The following is a 25,607-nucleotide window of genomic DNA, read 5'->3' as shown; positions in this document are numbered from 1 at the left end:
CTGTCCACCGCACTCTCCGGCCCGCGCCTTCCCCCAGGGGCGCTCCCTGCCCGCTCGTGCCCGGCGCCCGGACCCCGCGGCGGCGACCGCACGCCGTACGCCGGGGCCGATACCACTGACGCATTGGGAGATCAGACACTGATGCACACCGACCTCGTGGCCGCGCTCGACATCGGCGGCACCAAGATCGCCGGAGCGCTGGTGGACGGCCACGGCCGGATCCTGCTGCGCGCGCAGCGCGCGACGCCCGCGCAGGAGGACGGCGACACCGTGATGGGGGCCGTCGAGGACGTCATACGGGAGCTGACCAGCTCCCCGTTCTGGGGGCGGGCGCGTGCCGTCGGCATCGGCAGCGCGGGGCCGGTGGACGCCTCCGCGGGCACGGTGAGCCCGGTCAACGTACCGGGGTGGCGCGGCTATCCGCTGGTCGAGCGGGTCCGGGCGGCGACGGGCGGGCTGCCCGTCGAGCTGATCGGCGACGGTGTGGCCATCACCGCCGCCGAGCACTGGCAGGGCGCGGCCCGCGGCCATGACAACGCGCTGTGCATGGTGGTGTCGACGGGGGTCGGCGGCGGTCTGGTCCTGGGCGGGCGGCTGCACCCGGGCCCGACGGGGAACGCCGGCCACATCGGGCACATCAGCGTGGACCTGGACGGCGATCCCTGCCCGTGCGGCTCGCGCGGCTGCGTGGAGCGCATCGCCAGCGGACCGAACATCGCGCGCCGCGCCCTGGAGGACGGCTGGCGGCCGGGGCCCGACGGGGACACCTCGGCCGCCGCGGTGGCCGCCGCCGCCCGTGCGGGCGACCCGGTGGCCGTGGCGTCCTTCGAGCGGGCCGCCCAGGCGCTGGCCGCGGGGATCGCCGCGACCGCGACGCTGGTCGAGATCGACATCGCGGTCATCGGCGGGGGAGTGGCCGGGGCCGGCGACCTCCTGTTCGCCCCTCTGCGCAAGGCCCTGACCGACTACGCCACGCTGTCCTTCGTCCAGCGCCTGACGGTGGCGCCCGCGCTGATGGGCACGGACGCGGGCCTGGTGGGCGCGGCTGCCGCGGCGCTGGCGAAGGGCACGGACGCGACCGCTGCCGGGGTGTGAAGCTGAAGAGCCCGGCCGGGGTTCGTTGCGTGACCCCGGCGTCCTTCGGCAGTTGAACAGGGCATGAAGAAGCGCAGCATGCTCGCCATCGCCTCCCTCGCCACCGGATTCGTCGTGGCCGCCGTCAGCCCCTCCCATGCCGCCGGCCACGACAGGCTCGGGGATCTGAGCGTCAAGGACACTCTCGGCGCCGTCGACCACACCATCGGCCAGGAGAGCCTGGCCGTGGACGACGACGCCCTGGGGCAGGACGGCTGAGGGGGAGCCGACGTCGCGGCGCCGGTGCCCCCCGGACGGTGGGGCCCGGCGCCGCGGTGTGCGGAGCCCGGCGGCCGCGGTGGTGGTGACCTCGGCCACGCCGAGGCGCCCTCATCAGCGCCGGGTTTCCGTGGCAGGGTGGAGCGGGCAAGCCCCAGGGGGCCAACAGAAGAGGGGGAACCGTGACCGTCGTCTGGATCAACGGTGCGTTCGGTGCGGGGAAGACGACCACCGCACGGGAACTGATCGAACTGATCCCGAACAGCACGCTCTTCGACCCCGAGGTCATCGGCGGAGTGCTCACCCAACTGCTGCCGCCGAAACGCCTCGCCGAGGTCGGCGACTTCCAGGACCTGCCGATCTGGCGACGGCTCGTGATCGACACCGCGGCCGCGATGCTCGCCGAACTCGACGGTGTCCTGGTGGTACCGATGACCCTGCTGCGGCAGGAGTACCGTGACGAGATCTTCGGCGGCCTCGCCGCCCGGCGCATCCCCGTACGCCATGTCCTCCTCGCTCCGGCCGAAACGATCCTGCGCCAGCGCATAGCCGGCCGGGAGGTCCCGCCCGACCTCCCCGACGGGGAGATGCGCATCCGCCAGTGGTCGTACGACCACATCGAGCCCTATCGCACCGCGCTCGCCACATGGCTCGCCGCCGACGCGCACCCCGTCGACACCAGTGCCCTCACCCCCTACGAGGCCGCCCTGCGGATCGCCGAGGCCGTCCGGACCGGCCAGGCACCCGCCTGCGAGATCGTGCAGACACCCGAGCCCACCTCCGAGACCGTCGCCTCCGGTGTGCTGCTGTTCGACGAACGGGACCGCGTGCTGCTCGTCGACCCCACCTACAAGGCCGGGTGGGAGTTCCCCGGCGGAGTCGTCGAACCCGGCGAGGCGCCCGCCCGCGCCGGGATGCGCGAGGTCGAGGAGGAGACCGGGATCAGGCTGGAAGAGGTCCCCCGGCTGCTCGTCCTCGACTGGGAGCCCCCCGCGCCGCCCGGCTACGGCGGTCTGCGCCTCCTCTTCGACGGCGGCCGCCTCGACAGCGAGGAAGCCGGCCGACTCCTGCTGCCCGGCCCGGAGTTGCGCGACTGCCGGTTCGTCACGGAAGAGGAAGCGGCCGATCTGCTTCCGCCCGTGCGCTACGAACGGCTCCGCTGGGCGCTCCAGGCGCGCGAACGCGGGGCCGCGCTGTACCTCGAAGCGGGAATTCCGCTCGGCTGAGAGCCGATGACCCGCCTGCCCTCGGACGGCGGCGGCAATTCTGAGAATTCTTAATAATGCCCGGCGATTTCGCTGGGATCGTAGAGTTCCCGCAGAAGCGTGAGGACGCCTGCCCCGTCCGGGTGTGAATATCAACTCGAAGACGGGGCAGGAGCGTTGGAGGCACCTCGCCACCTGCGGCGACGATCGAGCCATGAGCCAGTCGCCCGCCCCGTGAACCGGGCGTGTCCGACCTCTCCACGCAGCGTTGCGCCAATCGATGGCCAAGAAACTGTCGTGAGGTATTCACAGCAGGGCTAACCCCGCATCCCGCGTCCGTCAAGCCTTGTCCATTCGGGTAAACAGTCTCCTTTCGGCGCCTTATCGGTGTTGACCGAACTCGCGCAGGGTTGCGAAAGTCCGCTCAGTCTCCTGGCGCCGACACCGGCCGCCAGCCACCTCCTGCATTCAGGGGCAGAACCGCCATGACGAGTTCGACCACGACGGCGACCAGGCGCCCGACCCCGGTCCGCCTGTCCGCCGCCGACGAGACAAGCGCGAAGGCCGCGGGCGAGCCGGACGGAAGATCCTCGCGGCGGCCCCAGCTCACCTCCGGGATGTCCATACGATGACCACGCAACACCAGTCGGTCCAGGCCGCCGGCGGTACCACGCTCCCGGCCGGCGAACCGTCGCAGGACTCCCTGCCCGGCGGCACGGCGGTCGAGGGCCGCTCACCCGCCAGGATGGCCTGGAGGCGCATCAGGCGGGACAGGATCACCATGATCGCACTGGTGATCACCCTGCTCTTCATCGCGATCGCGCTACTGGCCCCGGCGCTCACCGCGCTCACCGGCTGGGGCCCGATCACCCCGGACTCCAAGGCGATCAACCCGGACACGGGCAACCAGCCGTACGGATCACTGGGCGGAATCAGCCTCAAGCACCTGCTCGGCGTCGAGCCGGGTACGGGGTACGACATCTTCGCCCGGATCGTCTACGGCCTGCGCACCTCGCTCTTCGTCGGCTTCGCGTCGGCGGTGCTGTCCACCGTGGTCGGTGTCGTGGCCGGGCTGGCGGCCGGGTACTTCGGCGGCTGGATCGACTCCGCGCTGTCGCGGGTCATGGACGTCATGCTGGCCTTCCCGCAGCTGCTGTTCATCATCGCGCTCACCCCGGTGATCCAGAACGCGCTGCAGACCAACAGTCACGGCGGGACGGACGAGAACCTCCGGCTGCTGGTCCTGGTCCTCAACATCGCGGTCTTCGCCTGGGCCTACACCGCACGCCTGGTGCGCGGTCAGGTGCTGTCCCTGCGCGAGCGGGAGTTCGTCGACGCCGCGCGGATCATGAGTGCCGGCCGGCGGCACATCCTCTTCCGCCAGCTGCTGCCCAACCTGTGGGCGCCGATCCTGATCTCCTTCGCCCTCGCCGTCCCGCAGAACATCTCCACCGAGGCGGCCCTGTCCTACCTGGGCGTCGGAGTCATCCCGCCCGCTCCGGACTGGGGAGCCCTCCTCTCGGACGCGTCCGAGTTCTTCCTGCAGGACCCGATGTACCTGTTCATCCCCGGCGTCCTGCTCCTGATCCTCGTACTGGCGCTCAACCTCCTCGGGGACGGGGTCCGGGACGCCCTCGACCCCCGCGCCAACCGCAGCTGACGCGCTGCCTTTCGAGTGTCAGCGACGCGCTGCCCTTCGAGTGTCGGCACAGGCCGTCCCACAAACGACTGCCCAGGCCGAGCCCATGACAAGAACGGAGTTCCCAGATGATGCGCAGAACGCGCGCGGTCGCTCTTACGGCCTCTGCCGTGGCGATAGCACTCGGGGCCACCGCGTGCGGTGGTTCCTCGAGCAACACCAGCAGCAGCGGCCCGGTCAAGGGCGGCACGCTGACGGTCCTCGACGAGTCGGACTTCGACCACACCGACCCGCAGCGCACCTACACCACCGAGGGGCAGAGCACGGACGAGTTGTTCGTCCGCACCCTCACCGGATGGGACGAGGCGGGCTCCACGCCGAAGCTGGTCGGTGACCTCGCCACCGACACGGGAACACCCAGCAAGGGCGACACGGTGTGGACCTTCCACCTGCGCCACGGCGTCAAGTGGCAGGACGGCACCGACGTCACCGCCCAGGACGTCAAGTACGGTGTGGAGCGCGCCTTTTCCGGCGACATCAACGGCGGCCCGCCGTACGCGGCGCAGTGGCTCGTCGGCGGCGGCGACTACAAGGGCCCCTACAGCGGCAAGCAGCTCGACTCCATCCAGACGCCGGACCAGTACACCATCGTCTTCCACCTCGACCAGCCGGTCGCCGACTTCAACGAGACGACGGCCATGTCCGGGTGGTCGGCGGTGCCCAAGGCCCATGACACGGGCTCGACGTACGACACGCACGTCTGGTCCGACGGCCCATACATGATCAAGTCGTACACCAAGAACAAGGAACTCGTCCTCGTCAAGAACAAGTACTGGCAGCAGTCGACCGACCCGATCCGCCAGCAGAACGTCGACGAGTTCGACTTCAAGTTCGGCCAGGACCAGGCGGCCATCGACCAGCAGATCAAGTCGGACGGCGGCATCGCCCAGACCTCGATCGAGCAGTACCCGCTCGCCGGCTCCGACCTCAACTCGTTCGCCAACGACCCGACGCTCAAGTCGCGTTACTACAACAACGCCGCTCCGGGCATCAACTACCTGGCGATCAACACCCGGACGGTCAAGGACATCAGGGTCCGAGAGGCGATCGAGTACGCGATCGACAAGACCACCGTCCGCGGCGCCTTCGGCGGCCAGGCGTACGGCGACTACGCGAGCACGATGCTGAGCCCCGGCATCGGCGGTTACAAGAAGTTCAACCTGTACAGCACCAGCCCTGCCGGGGACGTCACCAAGGCCAAGGCGCTGATGAAGCAGGCCGGCGACCCGAAGCTCACCATGTCGATGGCGATCGAGAACACGCCCACCCAGGAGCACTTCGGTGACGCGGTGAAGACCTCCCTCGCGGCGATCGGCATCACGGTGAACCTCGTGCCGATGCAGGTGGCCAACTATTTCAACACCGTCAACAACGTCAAGAACCAGTACGACCTCACCTGGGGCGACTGGATCGCGGACTGGCCGAACGCCTCCACCGTGCTCCCCACCCTGTTCGACGGTGACCTCATCGCCAAGAACCCGCAGGCCAACCAGGACCTGTCGTACCTGAACGACCCGAAGGTCAACGCGCAGATCACCGCGATTTCCAAGACAGCCGACATCTCGCAGCGCAACACCGCTTACGGGAACCTGGACGAGCAGATCATGAAGGACGCCGCTGTGGTTCCGCTCATGTACATGAAGTTCAGCGCCATCAGCGGCTCGAAGGTGGGCGGGGTCATCCCGGACACCATCATGGCCGAGCCCAGCCTCGTGCACGTCTACGTCAAGCAGTGACCCCGGTGGCCCCGCCGACGGTACGCCGCCGGCGGGGCCACCCAACCCACGTCCAGCCCCACCGGGCGCAGGCACACCCCACCGGCCCACAGCTAGAGGGAGGCGGACCGGGCACCCGCCAGGTCCCAGCACGACATGCTTCGTTATCTCATCCGCCGCTTGCTGGCAGCGGCCGTGATCCTGCTCGTGATCAGTGTGATCACCTTCTTCATCTTCTTCGCGCTGCCCTCCGACCCCGCACTCCTGGCCTGCGGAAAGACCTGCTCCCCCTCCCGCCTCGCGGAGATCAAGCACTCGCTGGGCCTCGACCGGAGCACCACGACGCAGTTCTGGGAGTTCTTCAAGGGGCTCTTCGTCGGCCGCGACTACGGCGACCAGAGCATGCGCATCCACTGCGGCGCGCCCTGCCTCGGGGTCTCCTTCCAGACCGACACCCCTGTACTGACCACCCTGCTGCAGGACTTCCCGGCGGACCTCTCGCTCGGCGCCGGCGCAGCGGTGGCCTTCCTCGTCCTGGGCGTCGGCCTCGGCACGGCGGCCGCGGTCCGCAGGGGGAAGGCCGTCGACAAGGCGGCGGTCGGACTGGCGCTGGTCGGCGTCTCCACGCAGATCTACTTCATCGGCCTGCTGCTGCTCTTCGTGTTCGTCGACAAGTGGCAGCTCCTGCCGGCCTCCGGCTACACCCCCATCACCCAGGACCCGGTCGCGTGGTTCCAGGGGCTCCTTCTGCCGTGGGCGACCCTGGTCATCGTCTACCTAGCCTTCTACACCCGGCTCACACGCTCCTCCATGCTGGAGGTCTTCAGCGAGGACTACATGCGCACCGCCCGGGCCAAGGGGCTGCCGGCCGGCACGGTCGTCCTCAAGCACGGGCTGCGGGCCGCGATCACCCCGATCATCACCATCTTCGGCATGGACGTCGGCTCGCTCATCGGCGGCTCCGCGGTCATCACCGAGTCGGTGTTCGGGATCAACGGCATCGGCAAGCTGGCGGTGAACTCGGTGGAGAACTCCGACCTGCCCGTCATCCTCGGCACCACCCTCTTCGCCGCCACGTTCGTCGTCCTCGCCAATGTGGTGGTGGACCTGGTGTACGGCCTCGTCGACCCCCGCGTACGCCTCGCCTGACACCCGACCCCGCAGCCCCCAAGGAAACACCAGTGTCCCTGCAGACCTCGCCACAGCCCGCGGACGTCACGCCCGCGCCCTCCTCCTTCCTCGACGTACGGGACCTGCGCGTGCACTTCCCGACCGAGGACGGCATCGTCAAGTCCGTCGACGGAGTGTCCTTCACCCTGGAGAAGGGCCGGACCCTCGGCATCGTCGGTGAATCCGGCTCGGGCAAGTCGGTGACCTCGCTGGCCCTGCTCGGGTTGCACAAGGGCACGCGCGCCCGGGTCTCCGGCGAGATCTGGATGGAGGGCAGGGAACTCGTCGCCCTGCCCGAGAACGAGATGCGGGAGCTGCGCGGCGACACGGTCTCCATGATCTTCCAGGACCCGCTGTCCGCGCTGCACCCGTTCTTCACCGTCGGCGCCCAGATCGCCGAGGCCTACCAGGTGCACCACAAGGTGTCCAAGAAGGAGGCCAAGGACCGCGCCGTGGAGATGCTGAAGCGGGTCGGCATACCGCAGCCCGAGCGGCGCGTGAAGGACTACCCGCACCAGTTCTCCGGCGGTATGCGACAGCGCGCCATGATCGCCATGTCCCTGGTCTGCGACCCCGCGCTGCTCATCGCCGACGAGCCGACGACCGCCCTCGACGTCACCGTCCAGGCGCAGATCCTGGACCTGATCCGCGACCTGCAGGAGGAGTTCGGCTCCGCCGTCATCATCATCACCCACGACCTCGGCGTGGTGGCCGACATCGCCGACGACATCCTGGTCATGTACGGCGGCCGCCGGATCGAGTACGGCACCGTGCGGGACGTGCTGAAGCAGCCCGAGCACCCCTACACCTGGGGACTGCTCCAGTCCATGCCGCACATCCGAGACGACGTCACCCGGCGGCTGAACCCGATCCCGGGCAGCCCGCCGAGTCTGATCAACCTTCCCGGCGGCTGCGCCTTCCACCCGCGCTGCGCCTACAAGGGCTGGGTGCCGGAGGGGCGTTGCACGGTGGAGCGGCCCGAACTGCTGACGGTCTCCGGTACCGCCGAGCACATCGCCGCCTGCCACCTCACCGCAGAGACCAAACGACAGATCCGCGGCGGCCGAGCCGCAGAGGCCGAGCAGTGACGGCGGCGGACGAACAGGAGCATGCCGTGAGCACCACCCAGTCCATCCCCGAAGAACTCGCTTCCCCGGCGTCCGCGAAGCCGCCGGCCGGCGAGAACCTGCTCGAGGTCAGCGGTCTGCAGAAGCACTTCCCGATCCGGCAGGGCATCGTGTTCCAGCGGCAGACAGGGGCCGTGCACGCCGTCGACGGAATCGACTTCTCCGTCAGGGCCGGCGAGTCGCTGGGCCTGGTCGGCGAGTCCGGGTGCGGCAAGTCGACGACCGGACGCCTGATCACGCGGCTGCTGGAGCCCACGGCCGGCAGCATCGTGTTCGACGGTGAGGACATCACCCACAAACCCGTCGCGAAGATGCGGGAGGCGCGCCGGAACCTCCAGATGATCTTCCAGGATCCGTACTCCTCGCTGAACCCGCGGCACACCGTCGGCACCATCATCGAGACACCGATGAAGCTCAACGGGATCAACCCGCCACAGGGCCACAAGAGGCGCGCCCAGGAACTGCTGGAGACGGTGGGTCTCAGCCCCGAGCACTACAACCGCTACCCGAACGAGTTCTCCGGCGGCCAGCGCCAGCGCATCGGCATCGCGCGCGCACTCGCCCTGCGGCCGAAGCTGATCGTGGCCGACGAACCGGTCTCGGCGCTGGACGTGTCCATCCAGGCCCAGGTCGTCAATCTGCTGCAGGACCTGCAGCGGGAGTTCGGTATCGCCTTCGTCTTCGTCGCCCACGACCTCGCCGTCGTCCGCCACTTCTCCGAGCGGGTCGCGGTGATGTACCTGGGGAAGATCGTCGAGGTCGCCGACCGGGAGACGCTCTACACACGGCCTCGGCACCCCTATACGCACGCACTGCTGTCCGCCGTTCCCGAGGCCGATCCGGACGGCACCGAGCGGCGCGAGCGCATCCGCCTGGCCGGCGACGTGCCGTCCCCGATCGACCCGCCCTCGGGATGCCGCTTCCGCACCCGCTGCTGGAAGGCGCAGGAGAAGTGCGCGACCGACGAGCCGCCGCTCGTTCGCCTCACGGCCAACCCCGAGGGACATCTGACCGCCTGCCACTTTCCCGAGGAGCCGACGGTCGAGGCACGCGGTGAGGACATCGTCCTCGACCCGGCGCTCGCCGCGCTGGAGAAGTCACCGACCGAGAGGAACTCCTGACCAGGTGGGGGCTCCTGTCCAAGGCCCCCGCCCGCGAGGCGCTCGGCGTGCGACGGGGCGGGCGGCTTCACCGCACCGAGCCCGCCCGCCGACGTCCGTCGCGCGCCACACCGTTGACGGCGCCGCCCAGCGGTTTCAGCTCGCCGCGTAGTTCCGCAGGAACAGCGCCTCCGCGACCGACAGCCGCTCCAACTCCTGTGGCGACACACTCTCGTTGACCGCGTGGATCTGGGCCTCCGGCTCGCTCAGACCTATCAGCAGGATCTCCGCCCCCGGGTAGAGCGACGCGAGGGTGTTGCAGAGCGGGATGGAGCCGCCCTGGCCCGCGTAGTTCATCTCCTGACCGGGGTACGCGACCGCCATCGCCTCGGCCATCGCCGCGTACGCCGGGCTGGAGGTGTCCGCGCGGAACGGCTGGCCCTGCCCGATCTGCTCCGTCCGCACCCGGGCGCCCCACGGCGTGTGCGTCTCCAGATGGGCCTGGAGCAGCTTCGTCGCCTCCGCCGCGTCCACGCCCGGCGGCACCCGGAGGCTGATCAGCGCCCGCGCGCTCGCCTGCACCGACGGGGTCGCACCGACGACCGGTGGGCAGTCGATGCCGAGGACGGTCACGGCAGGGCGCGCCCAGATGCGGTCCGCGACCGACCCGGAACCGGTCAGCTCCACCCCGTCGAGGACCTTGGCATCCTTGCGGAACTGCTCCTCGTCGTAACTCAGGCCCTCCCACGGAGACTCGCCGTCGAGGCCCTCCACGGTCGTCGAACCGTCCTCCGCGCGCAGCGAGTCCAGCACACGGATCAGCGCGGCCAGCGCGTCGGGCGCAGCGCCGCCGAACTGACCGGAGTGCAGGTTGCCTTCGAGGGTGTCGATCTGGACGCGGACCAGGGTCATACCGCGCAGGGTGGTGGTCACGGTCGGCAGACCGGCGCGGAAGTTGCCCGCGTCGCCGATGACGATCGTGTCGGCCGCGAGGAGATCGGGGTGCTCCTCGGCGTACCGCTCCAGGCCGCCCGTGCCCTGCTCCTCCGAACCCTCGGCGATGACCTTGACGTGCACGGGCACGCCGCCGTTCGCCTTGAGCGCGCGCAGCGCCAGCAGATGCATGATGACGCCGCCCTTGCAGTCGGCGGTGCCGCGCCCGTACCAGCGGCCGTCACGCTCGGTCAGCTCGAACGGCGGCGTGGTCCAACCGGCCTCGTCCAGCGGCGGCTGCACGTCGTAGTGGGCGTAGAGCAGCACGGTCTTCGCGCCCTCGGGGCCCGGCAGGTAGCCGTAGACCGACTGCGTGCCGTCCGGGGTGTCGAGCAGCGCCACGTCCTGGAAGCCCTCGGCGGTGAGCGCGTCGGCGATCCACCGCGCGGCGCCCTCGCTCTCGCTCCTCGGGAACTGGTCGAAGTCCGCCACCGACTTGAAGGCCACCAACTCGGTGAGCTCCTCCTTCGCCCTGGGCATCAGCGAGGCGACGGTCTCGGCGATCGGATTCGACGACATGGAAACGCTCCTCAGGTTGCGACTCAGGTACCGATGAGTACCTCTGCTGTGGACGTGTGCGGGTGTGTACGGGCGGTCCTTCGGGCGTACGCGCATGCCGGCGCAGGGCGCATACGCTGCAGATCCTCCCACAGCGGCCTGTGAGGACGCGGCCGTAGGATGCGGGGGACAGATGCGGCAGGCGGCTTGATCGGGAGCAGTAGACCATCGTGAGCGGCGAGAACTCTTCGGCGGACGGCGTGCAGCGGGTGTGGGACGTCGTCGTGGTGGGCGCGGGACCCGCGGGGGCCTCGGCCGCCTACGCGGCGGCGGTCGCGGGACGCAGCGTGCTGCTGCTGGAGAAGGCCGAGCTGCCCCGCTACAAGACGTGCGGCGGCGGCATCATCGGCCCCTCGCGCGACGCCCTGCCGCCCGGCTTCGAGCTGCCGCTGCGCGACCGGGTGCACGCGGTCACCTTCTCGAACAACGGCCGCTTCACCCGCACCCGCCGCTCCAAGCAGATGCTGTTCGGGCTGATCAACCGGCCCGAGTTCGACCAGCAGCTCGTCGAGTACGCGCAGAAGGCGGGCGCCGAACTGCGCACCGGGGCGACGGTGTCGCGGGTCGAGCAGCACGGCTCTGCGGTGCCGGACCGGCGTACGGTCGCCGTCGTCCTGCAGGGCGGCGAGACGCTGCTCGCCCGTGCCGTGGTGGGCGCGGACGGCAGCGCCAGCCGGATAGGAGCCCATGTCGGGGTGAAGCTCGACCAGGTGGATCTCGGCCTGGAGGCGGAGATCCCGGTCCCGGAGACCGTCGCCGAGGACTGGAAGGGGCGGGTCCTCATCGACTGGGGGCCGATGCCGGGGAGCTACGGCTGGGTCTTCCCGAAGGGCGACACGCTGACCGTGGGCGTGATCTCGGCGCGTGGTGAAGGCGCCGCGACCAAGCGGTACTTGGAGGACTTCATCGCCCGGCTCGGACTCGCCGGGTTCCGGCCGAGCATTTCCTCCGGGCACCTGACCCGCTGCCGCGCCGACGACTCGCCGCTGTCGCGCGGGCGGGTGCTGGTGTGCGGGGACGCGGCGGGGCTGCTGGAGCCGTGGACCCGGGAGGGGATCTCGTTCGCGCTGCGGTCCGGGCGGCTCGCGGGGGAGTGGGCGGTACGGATCGCGGAGGCGCACGACGCGGTCGACACGCGCCGCCAGGCCCTGAACTACGCCTTCGCGATCAAGGCCGGCCTGGGCGTCGAGATGAGCGTCGGCAAGCGGCTGCTGAACGCGTTCGAACGCCGGCCCGGTCTCTTCCACGCGGCGCTGACCGGTTTCCGGCCCGCCTGGAACGCGTTCAAGGACATCACGCAGGGGGCCACGTCGCTGGGCGAGATCGTCCGCACCCGCCCGATCGCCCAGCGCGCCCTGACCGCGCTGGACCGGCGGCCGGCGGGCGGCGAGGTCAGCTCGTGACCGTGATCCGGAAAACGGGGTGGTCCGGGGCGATCCGGCGCAGGTCGGCGTCGGGGGAGTCGGGGCCGACCCCGTTGAAGAAGACGCCGACCTCGGCCTTCCAGCGCTCGAGGTAGGCGCGCAGCAGCGGGACCTTGTCGTCGTCGGCGACCTCGGTGGCGGTGAACACGTCGACGTGCTTGCCGAGCCGGAGCTCGCCGCCGCCGGCGGCGCGCATGTTGTGGGTCCACTGGACATGGCCGCGGGGGGCGAGAAGATACTGCTGCCCGTCCACGGTCAGCAGGTTGACGGGGGTGGTCCGCCACTCGCCGGTCTTGCGGCCGCGGACCGCGAGGACCCGGGAGCCCCAGACGCTGATGCCACGGCGGGTCATCCAGGCCACGGCGCGGTTGAAGACGTTGACGGTGAACCAGCCGGGCTTCCGGACGTGCGCGGACCGGGCGTCGGACATGGCGGGGCCTCCTGGGGCCTGGAAGTGTGAGCGGTGCTCTCGCTCAAGAGCAGTGTGCGCGAGATCGGTGGTCCAATGCAAGAGCAGTGCTCTCTTTTTGGGGCGACGCTCTCGGGTGGAGCGCCGCTCCTGGTGAGCGGAGCCCCCGTCTGCGTGTGCCTCTCTCCCGTGCGCCCACCGCTCGCGTCAGGTCAGAGCGCACTGCTCTCGTTTGTGTGCACTGCTCCGGAACCGTGGCAGACTGCCCAGTATGAACATCCCCCAAGGAGCCCGCGCCCGCGCCCGCATGGAGGTAACCGCCGCCATCAAGGACGAGGCGCGCAGACAGCTCGCCGCGGGAGGCGCCGCCGCGCTCTCCCTGCGCGCCGTCGCCCGAGAGCTGGGCATGGTCTCCTCGGCGCTCTACCGCTACTTCCCCAGCCGTGACGACCTGCTCACCGCGCTCATCATCGACGCCTACGACTCCCTCGGCGAGGCCGCCGAGGCCGCCGACGCCCAGGCCGGTGACGCCGCCCCGGCCCAGCGCTGGGTCGTCGTGTGCGAGGCCGTGCGCGCCTGGGCGCTGGCGCATCCGCACGAGTACGCGCTGATCTACGGCTCGCCCGTGCCCGGATACTCCGCACCTCAGGACACCGTCCCGGCCGCCTCCCGCGTCGGGTTCCTCATGATCGGCATCGTGCGCGACGCGTACCGGCGGCGCGGAGTGGCCCGCACCCCGGTGCCCGCCGAACTCGACCCCGAAGCCCGGCGCATGGCCGACGAACTGGCCCCCGACCTCCCGCCCGAGGCGGTCACCGCCCTGATCGCCGCCTGGGCGCAGTTGTACGGGCTGGTGGGGTTCGAAGTGTTCGGGCAGTTCAACAAAGTCGTGGAGGACCGTGCGACGTTCTTCCGGCACGCGGCGGCCCAGCTCGCGCACGGTGTGGGCCTGGTGTTCCCGTAGGGGCCCGGTGCTCCCTCAGGCGTACTCCCCGGGGAGTACCCGTGATCACCTCGCCCGGTCGACGACGGCCACCGTCAGGGGCGTCTAGCGTGAACGGCATGGAGGAGCAGCACGCAGACGCCCCGTGGCGGTGGCACGGACCGCCGTGGTGGAGGCACGGACCGCCGTGGTGGAGGCATGAGCCCCGCGGCTCCGGTCTGCCCTGGCGCTCCACCCTGCTGTTCACCGCCTTCGTGGTGGCCGGCACGCACTTCTCCGCCCGCAACGAGCACGGCCATCGCGTCTCCCTCGACGTCCTCGCCTACGTGCTGGTCGTCGTCGCCTCGGGAGCGCTGCTGTGGCGGCAGCGGCATCCCGTGCCGGTCGTCTTCGTGACAGCCGCGGCGGCCATGGTGTACCTGGGCGCCGGATACCCGTACGGCCCGGTCTTCTTCACCGTCGCCGTCGGCTGCTTCAGCGCCCTCGCCGCGGGCCGCCGCACCGCTGCGTGGACGGCCGTCGGGTTGTTCTGGGCCGGGCACGTCCTGGTCGCGCACTGGCTGTACCGATGGCTGCCGCCGCCCGGGGACTCCGCGGCCTCCTGGGGGCAGGAACTGCTCATCTCCGCCTGGGTGGTGGCGATCGTGGCGATGGCGGAGGTCGTGCGCATCCGGCGCGAGCAGTGGGCGCGCGAGCGGGCCGAACGGGCACAGGCCGCACGGCGGCGCGCCGACGAGGAACGGTTGCGCATCGCCCGTGAGCTCCACGACGTCCTCGCCCACAGCATTTCGGTGATCAACGTCCAGGCCGGCGTCGGCCTCGCGCTGCTGGACTCCGACCCGGAGCAGGCGCGTACGGCACTCACCACCATCAAGGCCGCCAGCAAGGAGGCGCTCGGCGAGGTGCGCCAGGTGCTCGACGGCCTGCGCACGCCCGGGGACGCGCCGCGCGCGCCCGCGCCGGGTCTGGACCGGCTGCCGGAACTCGTCGAGCAGGCCGCGGGCGCCGGGCTGACGGTGACGGTCGACGGCGAGGCGCCGCGGCTCGCGCCGGGCACCGATCTCGCCGCGTTCCGCATCGTGCAGGAGGCGCTCACCAACGTCGTACGCCACTCGGGGTCGCGGCATGCGCGCGTGCACATCGACAGCGCTCAGGGCGTGCTGCGCCTTCGTGTCGACGACGACGGGCCCGCGACCGGCGCCGAGGCGGGCGGGAGCGGGAACGGCCTGGCCGGGATGAGGGAGCGGGCGGCCGCGCTCGGTGGCACGATCGAGGCGGGCCCGCGCGCGGACGGCGGTTTCCGGGTGCTTGCCGTACTGCCGCTGAGGACATCGACCGAGGGGGCACTCGCGCACAGGGAGGACCGTTGATCCGGGTACTGCTCGCCGATGACCAGTCTTTGGTCAGGGCGGGGTTCAAGGCGCTGCTCGACGCCCAGCCGGACATCGAGGTGGCCGGGGAGGCGGCCGACGGCGAGGAGGCGTTGCGCACGGTGCGCGAGGCGCGGCCCGACGTCGTGCTGATGGACATCCGCATGCCGCTGCTCGACGGGCTCGCCGCGACCCGCCGGATCACTCAGGACGCGGACCTGGACGGCGTGAAGGTGGTCGTGCTCACCACCTTCGAACTCGACGAGTACGTCTTCGAGGCGATCCGCTCCGGTGCCTCCGGCTTCCTCGTCAAGGACACCGAGCCGGAGGAACTCCTGCGCGCCGTACGGGCGGTGGTCGCGGGCGACGCCCTGCTCTCGCCGAGTGTGACCCGGCGGCTGATCTCCGAGTTCGCGGCCCGCTCCAAGGAGCCCGCGGCCACCGCGTCGCTCGCCGGACTCACCGAGCGGGAACGGGAGGTGATGGCCCTGGTCGGCATCGGCCTGTCCAACGATGAGATCGCCCGCCGGCTCGTCGTCAGCCCGCTCACCGCGAAGACCCACGTCAGCCGCACCATGGTCAAACTGGGCGCGCGGGACAGGGCCCAACTGGTCGTGCTCGCCTACGAGTCGGGGCTGGTACGACCGGGCTGGCTGGGCTGAGCGCCCACGCCGCGCCCGAAGCGGACCAGCACGCTGACGACGCGCACGACGAGCAGCACGGACGCCACCGCGATGCCCGAGACGACGAGCGTGTGCCGCGTACCTCCCGACAGCCCGAAGGCGAAGGCGGGCCCCGCCACCGCCCCGAACACCAGGGCCGCCGCGAACACCGCACTGCACAGGGCGTATCCGATCTCGACGGTGATCGCGTCCCGCTGCGCCTGTGTACGCCGCCCGCTCCCGGACGCACGCCCCCCGTGATCCTCCATGTCCCGAGTCAAACAGGCGTGCGCCCGGCGGGGCAAGGAACCCCGCCGGGCGCACGTGGGGAGGCGTCCCCCAAGGGCCTCTCGTTGATCATGCCGGGCTGATCCGAACGAAAGACCCTAGTCGCGGACCCCGACCGGTTCCGCGTTCGCCTCCTCCTGGAGGGACTTCGCGACCACCAGGGACCGCTGTGTCCGGCGCGTGCGCAGGCCCGTGAGGGTGATCAGCAGGCCTGCCAGGGCGATGCCCGTGACCACGATCAGGCCGGGCCGGTAGCTGTCGAGGACGGCCTGCGCCGAGGGATGCGCGGGGGCGTTGGCGGTCACCACCGCGGTGACCACGGCCAGGAAGATCGCGCCGCCCACCTGGACCGAGGTGTTGAGCAGGCCGGACACCATGCCCTGCTCGTGGTCGTCGACGCCGTTCGTGGCCTGGATGTTGAGCGAGGGGAAGACCAGGGCGCAGGCCGCGCCGATGAGCAGCATGCTCGGCAGGATGGCCGCCGCGTACACCGGGTGCAGGTTCACGCTCAGGAACAGGGCGTATCCGACGACCATGAGGGCGAAGCCCACCGCGATCAGCCGCTGGGTGCCGAAGCGGTCCACGATCGCGCCGACCTTCGTCGAGGACACGGCCACCAGCGCGCCCGCCGGCAGAAAGGCGAGCGCCGTGTGCAGCGCGGACCAGCCGAGCAGCGACTGCATGTACAGGGTGACCAGGAACTGGAAGCCGACGTACGAGCCGAAGAAGGCCATCGCCCCGAGCTGGGCGCGGACCTGGTTGCCGGAGCGCAGCACGCCGAGCCGGACCAGCGGTCCCGCCGAGCGCCGCTCGACCAGGACGAAGACGGTGAGGAGCGCGGCGACGGCGAGGAAGGACAGCAGCGTGCGGGCGGAGGCCCAGCCGACGTGCGGCGCCTCGACGACGGTGAAGACGAGCAGCAGCATCGACGCGGTGCCGACGACGGCGCCGGGGATGTCGTAGCCGTTGTGGTCCTTCTCGCGTGCGCTGCGCGGCAGCAGCTTCAGGCCGGCGAGCAGGGCGAGCAGCGCGATCGGCGCGGGCAGCAGCATGGTGAAGCGCCAACTGGCCTCGGTGAGCAGGCCGGACAGCACCAGGCCCATGGAGAAGCCGGTGGCGGCGCAGGTGGTGTAGATCGACAGGGCGCGGTTGCGCAGCGGGCCCTCGGGGAACGTCGTGGTGATGATCGACAGGCCCGCCGGTGCGGTGAAGGCGGCGCTGAGGCCCTTGATGAACCGGCTGGCGATCAGCAGCGGGCCGGAGTCGACGAGCCCGCCGAGCAGCGAGGCGAGCGCGAAGACGCCCAGCGCCACCAGGAACACCTGGCGCCGGCCGAGCAGGTCGGCGGTGCGTCCGCCGAGGAGGAGCAGTCCGCCGTAGCCGAGGATGTAGCCGCTGACGATCCACTGGAGCGTCGACGTCGTCAGATGGAGGTCGGTCCCGATGGACGGCAGGGCGACGCCGACCATGGACACGTCCAGTGCGTCGAGGAACATCGCGGCGCAGAGCACCAGCAGGGTGCCCCACAGCCGGGGGGTCCAGCGTCCTTCGAACGCGGGTGTGGTGAGCGGAGAGGTCATGCCCAAGAGACTTTCATGCATCTGCATTCAATGCAAGTGCATTTAATTCGGATGCAACAAAGCCGGTTCTCTGCTACCGTGCGGCCATGGCTGCCAAGGACGAGGCGGACACTCCCGACCGGGCGCTCGTGGACCGGTGGCGCGACATCCTGGCGCTGCACGCCCGCACCCAGTGCGAACTCGACCGCGCCCTGCACCAGCACGGCCTGTGCGCCAGCGACTTCGAGGTGCTGGACGTGCTGTCCGAGGGTCCGGGGGCGGACGGCTCCTGTGCTTACCGCGTCCAGGAGATCTCCGAGCGGGTCCACCTCAGCCAGAGCGCACTGTCACGGTTGATCGCCCGCCTGGAGAAGGACGGTCTGGTCGAGCGCGCCCTGTGCACCGAGGACCGGCGGGGTGTGCGGGTGACCCTCACCGACAAGGGCCGTGCCCTGCACGGCGAGGTGCGGCCGGTGCAGCGCGCGGTGCTGACCAGGATGCTCAGCTCCACGTGACGGCGGACCTCTCGCGCCACAGCGTGGCGAGGGAGGCGTCCCCGGTCACCTCCGGGAACGGCAGCCGGTTCCACAGCGACAGATACAACCGCGCGGCGGGCCCGGCCACTTCGCAGTCCGCCTCCCCGCTCCCGCCCCGCTCGGTCACCGGATGCTCGCCCGACAGCCGTACCGTCCACACCGCGCCGTCGGCGTCCGTGGCCCGTACCCGCAGCACCCGCGGCTCCTCGCTGCGGACCCTGCTCTTGGAGCGGGCGTGGAAGCCGCGCAGCAGCTCGTCGATGCCGTCCACCGCGAACTCCCGGCCGATCTCGGTGGACGCACCGCCGCGCGCCGACTCGGCGTCGATCCGGTGCACGGTCGTCTCGTGCGCCTGCCGCCGGGCCCAGAACGCCAGCGGCGAGGGCGCGGGCAGGAAGTGCCAGCACTGGACGTCGGGCGCGGCGGAGGACAGGGTGTCGACGAGATACCGGTGCCCCTCGCGGAACCAGACCGTCAGCTCCGTGCCGTCGAGGTCCGGCAGCCCGCCGTCGGGGTGGTACGAGGTGTGCCCCTCGGCGACGAAGGCCGCCGCCCAGCGGTGCACCATGCCGGTGTGCCGCAGCAGATCCCGCACCTGCCAGCCCGGGCAGGTCGGCACCTTGGCCTCGGTGCCCGCCTCCTCGGCCGCCGCGGCCAGCAGCCGGCCCTCCCGGTCCAGGGCTCGCACGAACTCGGCAGTCTCCATGCGGCGAGTGTGCCGGATGAAGCGCGCTCCAGGACAAGAGCCACCCCAGTATCAAGGCGACCTGGGCCGTCCCGGCCGGTGTGCGTCCTCGACGGCCTCTTCCGGTCACAGTCGGCCTGCGGTCGCGCGGTGCGCCCCGTATGCGATCGCGGAGGCGACGGCCGCGAGGACCGCCACGCTGGTGAGCGCCGTGGGCAGCGAGAACCAGTCGGCCATGAATCCGATGGCGGGCGGACCGAGGAGCATGCCGCCGTAACCGAGTGTCGAGGCCACCGCGACTCCGCCGGGGCCCGCGAGCGCACCGGCGCGCTCCACGGCGACCGGAAAGAGGTTGGCGAGGCCCAGCCCGGTGACGGCGAAGCCGAGCAGGGCCGCCCACACCGACGGTGCGAGCGAGCCGAGCAGCATGCCGGCCGATGCCGTGGCGCCGCCGGCCACCACCGTACGGACCCGCCCGAGCCGTTCCAGGAGCGTGGTGCCGCTGATCCGGCCCACCGTCATGGCGAGCGCGAAGCAGGAGTAACCGGCCGCCGCCACCCCGGGGTGGGCGTGGAGGTCCTGTTCCAGGTGCAGCGCGCCCCAGTCCGCCAGCGCGCCCTCACCGTAGGCGGTGCACAGCGCGATCAGGCCGAACACGGTGACCAGCCCCCGTGTGCGGGTGCCGAGACGGTGGGGCGCGGTGCCCTCGGGCCGCGCCCTGTCCGGCGGTTCCGGAGGCCGCTGACGCAGCAGCGTGGGCCCGGCGACCGCGGTCACGAGCAGGCCCGTCACGGTCAGCCCGAGCAGGTGCCGGGTGGGCGACAGCGATCCCGCGACCAGCCCGCCGAGCCCGGCGCCCACCATGCCGCCCAGGCTGAACGCGGCATGGAAGCTGGGCATGACCGGCCGTCGCAGTGCGGCCACCAGGTCGACGGCGGCGCTGTTGAACGCCACGTTGATACCTCCGTACGCCATCCCGAAGACCAGCAGGACGGCGCCGAGCGCCCGTGCGGAGTGGGTGAGCGGGGGCAGGGCCACGCTCAGCGACAGCAGGACCGCGCAGACGACGGTCACCGGATGGCTGCCGAACCGGCGGCAGAGCCGGCCGGCGAGCGTCATCGTGATCACCGCGCCCGCGGACACTCCGAGCAGCGCGAGCCCCAGGGCGCTCGCCGACGCGCCCGTCTGCTCCTTGACGTCGGGGATGTGTACGACCCAACCGGCGAAGACGAAACCGTCGAGGGCGAAGAAGGCGGTGAGGGCGACACGGAGCCGGGTGAGGTCGCTGCCCGGCACGCCTTTGTGCAGGGTTGATTTGTTTATGAGCGGCACAAAGTCAGGCTAGGAGAGTACTCCTTGACCGGGCAAGGCGACGGTGGACACCGACCGAGCCGGGCGTCGCACGCGCCGGAACGGGGAGGCCGGTACGCGGGCGGCCCTGAGCCGGCCGAAGAGAACGTCTCGTGCGCGAACTTTCGTTGCGGTAGGCACTCTTGACAGCGTGCGCACTGTTTCGCGACGTTTGATCCTTGCCGAACGTGTCCCGCCCCGGTCCTCGACCGTGGAACGAGCGCGTACACGGCGTGGGCCGGCAGGGGCCCGAAGCAGTGACAGGACGCGGACAGCGTCACAGGGGGGAGCGGTCGTCCAATGCGATCCACGAGCAGATCCATGAGTAGTCGCCACCATGCCTTGCCGGGCTGTGCCGTCACCGGCACGTTCCTCGCGGAGCCTGCGGAAGGGCGGTTGATGTGAGGTGGACATCACCATTCACCGGCCGCACGAGCTGAGCGACGCCCTGCGCGGGGCCTGGCACCAGGCCATGGATGCGTCGCCGGAATACGCCAATCCCTTCCTGGCACCCGAGTTCGCCACCGGGATCGGCCGGTACCGAGGTGGGGCACGGGTGGCGGTGCTGCGCGAGAACGGGGAGCCCGTCGGATTCCTCCCGTACGAGCGCAACGCCCTGGGCGTGGGCCGGGCCATCGGCCTCGGCCTGTCCGACTGCCAGGCACTCGTGCACCGACCCGGGATCTCCTGGGACGCGCGGGACCTGTTGCAGGCCTGCGGGTTGTCCATCTTCGAGTTCGACCATCTCGTCGAGGAGCAGAAACCCTTCGGCCGACATGTCACGGGGACGTTCGCCTCGCCCGTGATCGATGTGAAGCCCGGCGACGGCGACTACCCGCACTGGCTGCGCGGCACGTATCCGGGGCTGGCCAAGACGGTCCTGAAGAAGGAGCGCCGCGTGGGGCGCGACGTCGGCGAGGTGCGGTTCGTCTTCGACGAGCGCGATCCGCGGGCGCTGCGCACGCTGATGCAGTGGAAGTCCGCCCAGTACCGCCGCACCGGACGGATGGACCGGTTCTCGCGGCCGTGGATCGTCGACCTGGTGGACCACCTCTCGCGGGTCCGCGAGGAGCACTTCACCGGCGTGCTGTCCGTGCTGTTCGCCGGCGACCGGCCTATGGCAGCCCACTTCGGGCCGAGGTCCAGCACGGTGCTCGCTGCCTGGTTCACCGCCTACGACCCCGAACTCCGCTACTACTCACCCGGGTTGATGATGCACCTCCGGCTGACCGAGGCGGCGGCCCGGCACGGTGTGACGCTGGTGGACCTGGGGCGGGGCGACAAGGAGTACAAGGACTGGCTCAAGACCCGGGAGTTGCGGGTGGGCGAGGGGTTCGCCACCCGCCCCCACCCGGTGGCGGCGGCGTACCGGCTGTGGCGCAGGCCGGTGCGCGGCCTGCGCAACACGGTCCTGGCCCACCCCGAGCTGCGGAAACCGGCCGACCGGCTGCTGAAGACGGTCGGCACCCTGCGCACGTCGGGCGGGCCGGACTCCGGCAGAGGGTGGACCCGAGCACGCTGAGCGGGTGTCCCGCTCCCGGCACCGCGTGTCCGCCGTGCCGGGAGTCCGCCGGCTCCGGTCGATGCCGACCGGCGCCCGCTCAGACCGCCGGCGCCGGGTAGGTCGGGTACTCCACGCCGGAGACGTGCTGGACGACCCGGATGACCTGGCAGGAGTAGCCGAACTCGTTGTCGTACCACAGGTAGAGGATCGCGTTGTCGCCATCGACCTTGGTTGCGCCGGCGTCGACGATCGAGGCGTGGCGCGAGCCGATGAAGTCGCTCGAGACGGCGTCGGGGGCGCTGATGAAGTCGATCTGGCGCTTGAGCGGTGAGGTCAGCGACACGTCGCGGAGGTAGGTGAGGACCTCGTCGCGGGTGGTCTCGCGGGCGAGTTGCAGGTTGAGGATCGCGATGGAGACGTCCGGCACCGGGACGCGGATCGAACTGCCGGTGATCCTCGCCTTGAGGTCCGGCAGTGCCTTGGCGACGGCCGAGGCGGCACCGGTCTCGGTGATGACCATGTTGAGCGGCGCCGAGCGGCCGCGGCGGTCGGACTTGTGGTAGTTGTCCAGCAGGTTCTGGTCGTTGGTGAACGAGTGGACCGTCTCCACGTGCCCGCGCAGCACGCCGAACTCGTCGTCCATCGCCTTCAGCGGTGGCACGATCGCGTTGGTGGTGCAGGACGCGCAGGACAGAATCTGCTCGTCCGGCTTGATCATGTCGTGGTTCACACCGTGGACGATGTTGGGGACGTCGCCCTTGCCCGGGGCGGTCAGGACGACCTTGCCGATACCGGGGCGAAGGTGCTTCGACAGGCCCTCGCGGTCACGCCACTTGCCGGTGTTGTCGATGAGGATGGCGTCCTTGATGCCGTACGCCGTGTAGTCGACCTCGCTCGGATCGTCGGCGTGGATCACTTTGATCTCGTTGCCGTTGGCGACGAGCGTGCCGTTGCTCTCGTCGACGGTGATCGTGCCGTGGAACTGGCCGTGGATGGAGTCGCGGCGCAGCAACGAGGCGCGCTTGACGAGGTCCTGGTCACCACCGCCGCGTACGACGACGGCGCGCAGTCGCAGCCCGTTGCCGGAGCCGGTCTTCTCGATGAGCAGGCGGGCCAGCAGGCGCCCGATGCGGCCGAACCCGTAGAGGACGACGTCACGCGGCTCACGGCGCTCGATCTTGTTCGCCCCCGTGGCGCCGACGACGGCCTCGGTGGTGAACTCCTCCACCGACAGACCGCGGTCGTCGGCCTTGTACGTGGCGGCGAGCATACCGATGTCGATCTGGGAGGGGCCGAGATCGAGGGCGGTGAGCGCCTGCAGGAACGGCAGTGTCTCGGTGACCGAGAGCTCCTCCCCGGCGATCTGCCGGGCGAACCGGTGGGTCTTGAGGATGCTGACCACCGACTTGTTCACCAGGGAGCGACTGTGAAGGAGGACGGTGACGTCCCGCTCCCGGTGCAGTCTCCCGATGATCGGGATCATCGACTCCGCGATCTCCTCGCGGTGCTTCCAGCTGGTGAACGAGTCGTCATTGACAGTCACAGTCTTATCTTTCGAGCTAGGTGGCGCTCATATGCTAACCCCTGTGATCGATCATGTGTGACGGGTCCGCATCCCGTCCTTACGTGGTGTTTTACAGTGGCTACCGACCGTTCCGGCGACTCAGACCCGTGAGGTAATCGCGAACCATGCCGACCGAAACGTTTGAGTTCCAAGTAGAGGCCCGTCAGCTGCTGCAGCTGATGATCCACTCTGTCTACTCGAACAAGGATGTCTTCCTGCGTGAACTCGTCTCCAACGCCTCCGACGCGCTGGACAAGCTGCGCCTCGCCGCGCTGCGGGACGACACGCTCGACGCCGATGTGTCCGACCTGCACATCGAGATCGAGATCGACAAGGACGCCCGCACGCTCACCGTGCGGGACAACGGCATCGGCATGTCGTACGAAGAGGTCGGGCAGCTCATCGGCACCATCGCCAACTCCGGGACGGCCACGTTCCTGAAGGAGCTCAAGGAAGCCCAGGACGGGGCCGGAGCCGAGGGGCTCATCGGACAGTTCGGGGTCGGCTTCTACTCCGGCTTCATGGTGGCGGACGAGGTGACCCTGGTGACCCGCCGCGCCGGCGAGAGCCAGGGCACCCGCTGGACGTCCCGCGGCGAGGGCACGTACACGCTGGAGAAGGTCGAGGACGCGCCGCAGGGCACCGCGGTCACCCTGCACCTCAAGCCGGCGGACCCGGACAACCAGCTCCACGACTACGCCTCCGAGTGGAAGATCAGGGAGATCGTCAAGCGGTACTCCGACTTCATCACCTGGCCGATCCGGCTCGTCCCCCAGGCGGCCACGGCAGAGGGCGAGGAGAGTGCGCGCGAACCCGAGACGCTGAACTCGATGAAGGCCCTGTGGGCGCGCTCGCGCGACGAGGTGTCCGACGACGAGTACCACGAGCTGTACAAGCACATCGGCCACGACTGGCGCGATCCGCTGGAGACGATCCGGCTGCAGGCAGAGGGCACCTTCGAGTACCAGGCCCTGCTGTTCCTCCCGTCGCACGCCCCGCACGACCTGTTCACGCAGGGCTTCCAGCGAGGGGTGCAGCTGTATGTGAAGCGCGTCTTCATCATGGACGACTGCGAGGCGCTGCTGTCGCCGTACCTCCGCTTCGTCAAGGGCGTCGTCGACGCGGCGGACCTCTCGCTCAACGTGTCCCGCGAGATCCTTCAGCAGGACCGCCACATCCGGATGATGCAGCGTCGTCTGACGAAGAAGGTCCTGTCCACGGTCAAGGACATGATGACCGGTGCCCCGGACCGGTACGCCACGTTCTGGCGGGAGTTCGGTGCCGTCCTGAAGGAGGGGCTGGTCACCGACCCCGAGAACCGCGACGCCATCCTCGCCGTCTCCTCGTTCGCCACCACGCACGGCGACGACGAGCCGACCACGCTGAAGAGCTATGTGGAGCGGATGAAGGACGGGCAGGAGGACATCTACTACATCACCGGCGAGTCCCGGCAGAGCATCGGGAACTCCCCGCACATGGAGGCGTTCCGGGAGCGCGGCATCGAGGTGCTGCTGCTCACGGACCCCGTCGACGAGGTGTGGGTCGACGCCGTGGGCGAGTACGAGGGCAAGGCGCTGCGGTCCGTGACCAAGGGTGAGATCGACCTGGGTGCTCGGGGGGACGAGAAGGGCGACGACGAGCGGGAGAAGCAGACCGAGGAGTACGCGGGTCTGCTCGGCTGGATGAAGGAGCAACTGGACGAGGACATCAAGGAGGTGCGTCTGTCGTCGCGCCTGACCGTGTCGGCGGCCTGCATCGTCTCGGACGCGCAGGACCTGACCCCGGCCCTGGAGAACATGTACCGGGCGATGGGCCAGGAGGTGCCGCGCACCAAGCGGATCCTGGAACTCAATCCCGACCACCGGCTCGTGAAGGGCCTGAACCAGGCGTACAAGGAACGCGAGGACCGCACCGTGCTCGCCGAGACCACCGAACTGCTGCACGGTCTGGCGGTGCTCGCCGAGGGCGGCCAGCCCAAGGAACCCGCGCGTTTCGTGAAGCTGGTGGCGGAGCGCCTGGAGCGCACGCTGTAGCTCCGTCGGCCGGAGCGGCGGGAGTTCGGGGCGGCGGGAGTCCGGGGCGCCGGGTCGCACGGGTCGCCCCGAACGCCGCCTCATCGCTGACGACCGTGGGTGCTCCGGCCGCGCTGCGGCTCGTGCCGGACGTCAGATCCCTGACCACCGGCCGCGACGACCTGGCGCACGTGCTGGGAGGTGGTGGACGGCCGGGGCCGTCTCGTTCCCGACGGGAGTCTCGAGGTGACGTTCGAGGTGACGTTCGAGGTCGACGGTGCGGGAGAGCTCGTCGGCGTCGGCAACGGCAACCCGCACGACATGTCTCCGGAATTGCCACGTCCGGACTGAAGTGACCGGCGCACGGGCAGGACCCAGCCG

Annotated in this window: 23 protein-coding genes; 16 read left to right on the top strand and 7 right to left on the bottom strand. The window is 70.3% G+C overall.

Annotation, left to right across the window (positions count from 1 at the left end; all coding sequences use genetic code 11):
* Positions 1–141 precede the first annotated feature (141 nt).
* From ACIRC0_RS02005 to ACIRC0_RS01970, 8 genes are all read left to right on the top strand, one after another.
* Positions 142–1,095, top strand: a complete 954-nt coding sequence (locus ACIRC0_RS02005) for an ROK family protein (RefSeq protein WP_403609965.1) — start codon at positions 142–144, stop codon at positions 1,093–1,095.
* Between the two features lie 63 nt (positions 1,096–1,158).
* Positions 1,159–1,353, top strand: coding sequence for a hypothetical protein (locus ACIRC0_RS02000; protein WP_403609963.1), 195 nt, complete (start codon positions 1,159–1,161; stop codon positions 1,351–1,353).
* 182 nt (positions 1,354–1,535) lie between these two features.
* Complete coding sequence (locus ACIRC0_RS01995; protein WP_403609961.1) at positions 1,536–2,579, top strand: NUDIX domain-containing protein; 1,044 nt, start codon at positions 1,536–1,538, stop codon at positions 2,577–2,579.
* 607 nt (positions 2,580–3,186) lie between these two features.
* Positions 3,187–4,218, top strand: a complete 1,032-nt coding sequence (locus tag ACIRC0_RS01990) for an ABC transporter permease (protein ID WP_403609959.1) — start codon at positions 3,187–3,189, stop codon at positions 4,216–4,218.
* A gap of 149 nt (positions 4,219–4,367) precedes the next feature.
* The gene (locus ACIRC0_RS01985; protein WP_403609956.1) at positions 4,368–5,993 is read left to right on the top strand and encodes an ABC transporter substrate-binding protein; all 1,626 of its coding nucleotides are present in this window, start codon (positions 4,368–4,370) and stop codon (positions 5,991–5,993) included.
* A gap of 135 nt (positions 5,994–6,128) precedes the next feature.
* Entirely contained in the window at positions 6,129–7,121 is a 993-nt protein-coding gene (locus tag ACIRC0_RS01980) for an ABC transporter permease (RefSeq protein WP_403609953.1), read from the top strand.
* 32 nt (positions 7,122–7,153) lie between these two features.
* The gene (locus ACIRC0_RS01975) at positions 7,154–8,230 is read left to right on the top strand and encodes an ABC transporter ATP-binding protein (protein ID WP_403609951.1); all 1,077 of its coding nucleotides are present in this window, start codon (positions 7,154–7,156) and stop codon (positions 8,228–8,230) included.
* A complete protein-coding gene (locus tag ACIRC0_RS01970; protein WP_403609949.1) occupies positions 8,227–9,390 on the top strand; it encodes an ABC transporter ATP-binding protein in 1,164 nt (387 codons plus the stop codon). The genes ACIRC0_RS01975 and ACIRC0_RS01970 overlap by 4 nt, the downstream gene beginning before the upstream one ends.
* A gap of 135 nt (positions 9,391–9,525) precedes the next feature.
* Here ACIRC0_RS01970 and ACIRC0_RS01965 read toward each other — a convergent pair whose 3' ends face one another.
* A complete protein-coding gene (locus tag ACIRC0_RS01965) occupies positions 9,526–10,881 on the bottom strand; it encodes a dipeptidase (protein WP_403609946.1) in 1,356 nt (451 codons plus the stop codon).
* A gap of 209 nt (positions 10,882–11,090) precedes the next feature.
* On the opposite strand from ACIRC0_RS01965, the gene ACIRC0_RS01960 reads away from it, so the two are divergent.
* A complete protein-coding gene (locus ACIRC0_RS01960; protein ID WP_403609944.1) occupies positions 11,091–12,323 on the top strand; it encodes a geranylgeranyl reductase family protein in 1,233 nt (410 codons plus the stop codon).
* Here the strand turns inward: ACIRC0_RS01960 and ACIRC0_RS01955 are convergent.
* Complete coding sequence (locus ACIRC0_RS01955; RefSeq protein WP_403609942.1) at positions 12,313–12,774, bottom strand: nitroreductase family deazaflavin-dependent oxidoreductase; 462 nt, start codon at positions 12,772–12,774, stop codon at positions 12,313–12,315. The two genes, ACIRC0_RS01960 and ACIRC0_RS01955, sit on opposite strands and share 11 nt — an antisense overlap.
* A 250-nt stretch (positions 12,775–13,024) precedes the next feature.
* Between ACIRC0_RS01955 and ACIRC0_RS01950 the strand changes: the two genes are divergently transcribed.
* The 3 genes from ACIRC0_RS01950 (at position 13,025) to ACIRC0_RS01940 (ending at position 15,728) form a co-directional block, all read left to right on the top strand.
* Entirely contained in the window at positions 13,025–13,717 is a 693-nt protein-coding gene (locus ACIRC0_RS01950; protein WP_403609939.1) for a TetR/AcrR family transcriptional regulator, read from the top strand.
* 98 nt (positions 13,718–13,815) lie between these two features.
* Positions 13,816–15,066, top strand: a complete 1,251-nt coding sequence (locus tag ACIRC0_RS01945) for a sensor histidine kinase (RefSeq protein ID WP_403609937.1) — start codon at positions 13,816–13,818, stop codon at positions 15,064–15,066.
* Complete coding sequence (locus ACIRC0_RS01940) at positions 15,063–15,728, top strand: response regulator (RefSeq protein ID WP_403609934.1); 666 nt, start codon at positions 15,063–15,065, stop codon at positions 15,726–15,728. The genes ACIRC0_RS01945 and ACIRC0_RS01940 overlap by 4 nt, the downstream gene beginning before the upstream one ends.
* Here ACIRC0_RS01940 and ACIRC0_RS01935 read toward each other — a convergent pair.
* Together ACIRC0_RS01935 and ACIRC0_RS01930 are read right to left on the bottom strand one after the other, a co-directional pair.
* A complete protein-coding gene (locus tag ACIRC0_RS01935; protein ID WP_403609931.1) occupies positions 15,689–15,997 on the bottom strand; it encodes a DUF6332 family protein in 309 nt (102 codons plus the stop codon). The two genes, ACIRC0_RS01940 and ACIRC0_RS01935, sit on opposite strands and share 40 nt — an antisense overlap.
* Before the next feature lie 117 nt (positions 15,998–16,114).
* On the bottom strand, positions 16,115–17,596 hold the full coding sequence (locus ACIRC0_RS01930) for an MFS transporter (protein WP_403609928.1): 1,482 nt from the start codon (positions 17,594–17,596) through the stop codon (positions 16,115–16,117).
* Between the two features lie 86 nt (positions 17,597–17,682).
* On the opposite strand from ACIRC0_RS01930, the gene ACIRC0_RS01925 reads away from it, so the two are divergent.
* On the top strand, positions 17,683–18,090 hold the full coding sequence (locus tag ACIRC0_RS01925; RefSeq protein WP_403609926.1) for a MarR family winged helix-turn-helix transcriptional regulator: 408 nt from the start codon (positions 17,683–17,685) through the stop codon (positions 18,088–18,090).
* On the opposite strand, the gene ACIRC0_RS01920 is transcribed toward ACIRC0_RS01925, so the two are convergent.
* Together ACIRC0_RS01920 and ACIRC0_RS01915 are read right to left on the bottom strand one after the other, a co-directional pair.
* A complete protein-coding gene (locus ACIRC0_RS01920; protein ID WP_403609923.1) occupies positions 18,077–18,817 on the bottom strand; it encodes a maleylpyruvate isomerase family mycothiol-dependent enzyme in 741 nt (246 codons plus the stop codon). The two genes, ACIRC0_RS01925 and ACIRC0_RS01920, sit on opposite strands and share 14 nt — an antisense overlap.
* A 105-nt stretch (positions 18,818–18,922) precedes the next feature.
* On the bottom strand, positions 18,923–20,092 hold the full coding sequence (locus tag ACIRC0_RS01915) for an MFS transporter (protein ID WP_403609921.1): 1,170 nt from the start codon (positions 20,090–20,092) through the stop codon (positions 18,923–18,925).
* 460 nt (positions 20,093–20,552) lie between these two features.
* Between ACIRC0_RS01915 and ACIRC0_RS01910 the strand changes: the two genes are divergently transcribed.
* Positions 20,553–21,668, top strand: coding sequence for a GNAT family N-acetyltransferase (locus ACIRC0_RS01910; RefSeq protein WP_403609918.1), 1,116 nt, complete (start codon positions 20,553–20,555; stop codon positions 21,666–21,668).
* Positions 21,669–21,747: 79 nt separating this feature from the next.
* Here ACIRC0_RS01910 and ACIRC0_RS01905 read toward each other — a convergent pair whose 3' ends face one another.
* Positions 21,748–23,193 carry a glyceraldehyde-3-phosphate dehydrogenase gene (locus tag ACIRC0_RS01905; RefSeq protein ID WP_403609916.1) on the bottom strand — a complete coding sequence of 482 codons (1,446 nt, stop codon included), beginning with the start codon at positions 23,191–23,193 and terminating at the stop codon, positions 21,748–21,750.
* 146 nt (positions 23,194–23,339) lie between these two features.
* Between ACIRC0_RS01905 and htpG the strand changes: the two genes are divergently transcribed.
* Together htpG and ACIRC0_RS01895 are read left to right on the top strand one after the other, a co-directional pair.
* Positions 23,340–25,247 (top strand): molecular chaperone HtpG, encoded by a 1,908-nt coding sequence (gene htpG / locus ACIRC0_RS01900; RefSeq protein ID WP_403609913.1) that lies wholly within the window; start codon positions 23,340–23,342, stop codon positions 25,245–25,247.
* Between the two features lie 180 nt (positions 25,248–25,427).
* Positions 25,428–25,577 carry a hypothetical protein gene (locus ACIRC0_RS01895; protein ID WP_403609911.1) on the top strand — a complete coding sequence of 50 codons (150 nt, stop codon included), beginning with the start codon at positions 25,428–25,430 and terminating at the stop codon, positions 25,575–25,577.
* Positions 25,578–25,607: the final 30 nt, after the last annotated feature.

The sequence above is a fragment of the Streptomyces sp. NPDC093984 genome (assembly GCF_044764595.1).
GTDB lineage: Bacteria > Actinomycetota > Actinomycetes > Streptomycetales > Streptomycetaceae > Streptomyces > Streptomyces cynarae.
The sequence above is the reverse complement of the archived record's forward strand: the minus strand, read 5'-3'. Positions and strand labels throughout refer to the sequence as shown.

What these genes read in the sequence shown, in the direction of transcription:
- ACIRC0_RS02000 (WP_403609963.1), top strand. Translation starts at nt 1,159, where the DNA reads ATGAAGAAGCGCAGCATGCTCGCCATCGCCTCCCTCGCCACCGGATTC.
- ACIRC0_RS01945 (WP_403609937.1), top strand. Translation starts at nt 13,816, where the DNA reads ATGGAGGAGCAGCACGCAGACGCCCCGTGGCGGTGGCACGGACCGCCG.
- ACIRC0_RS01965 (WP_403609946.1), bottom strand. Translation starts at nt 10,881, where the DNA reads ATGTCGTCGAATCCGATCGCCGAGACCGTCGCCTCGCTGATGCCCAGG.
- ACIRC0_RS01930 (WP_403609928.1), bottom strand. Translation starts at nt 17,596, where the DNA reads ATGACCTCTCCGCTCACCACACCCGCGTTCGAAGGACGCTGGACCCCC.
- ACIRC0_RS01955 (WP_403609942.1), bottom strand. Translation starts at nt 12,774, where the DNA reads ATGTCCGACGCCCGGTCCGCGCACGTCCGGAAGCCCGGCTGGTTCACC.
- htpG (WP_403609913.1), top strand. Translation starts at nt 23,340, where the DNA reads ATGCCGACCGAAACGTTTGAGTTCCAAGTAGAGGCCCGTCAGCTGCTG.
- ACIRC0_RS02005 (WP_403609965.1), top strand. Translation starts at nt 142, where the DNA reads ATGCACACCGACCTCGTGGCCGCGCTCGACATCGGCGGCACCAAGATC.
- ACIRC0_RS01920 (WP_403609923.1), bottom strand. Translation starts at nt 18,817, where the DNA reads ATGGAGACTGCCGAGTTCGTGCGAGCCCTGGACCGGGAGGGCCGGCTG.
- ACIRC0_RS01935 (WP_403609931.1), bottom strand. Translation starts at nt 15,997, where the DNA reads ATGGAGGATCACGGGGGGCGTGCGTCCGGGAGCGGGCGGCGTACACAG.
- ACIRC0_RS01980 (WP_403609953.1), top strand. Translation starts at nt 6,129, where the DNA reads ATGCTTCGTTATCTCATCCGCCGCTTGCTGGCAGCGGCCGTGATCCTG.
- ACIRC0_RS01990 (WP_403609959.1), top strand. Translation starts at nt 3,187, where the DNA reads ATGACCACGCAACACCAGTCGGTCCAGGCCGCCGGCGGTACCACGCTC.
- ACIRC0_RS01925 (WP_403609926.1), top strand. Translation starts at nt 17,683, where the DNA reads ATGGCTGCCAAGGACGAGGCGGACACTCCCGACCGGGCGCTCGTGGAC.
- ACIRC0_RS01950 (WP_403609939.1), top strand. Translation starts at nt 13,025, where the DNA reads ATGAACATCCCCCAAGGAGCCCGCGCCCGCGCCCGCATGGAGGTAACC.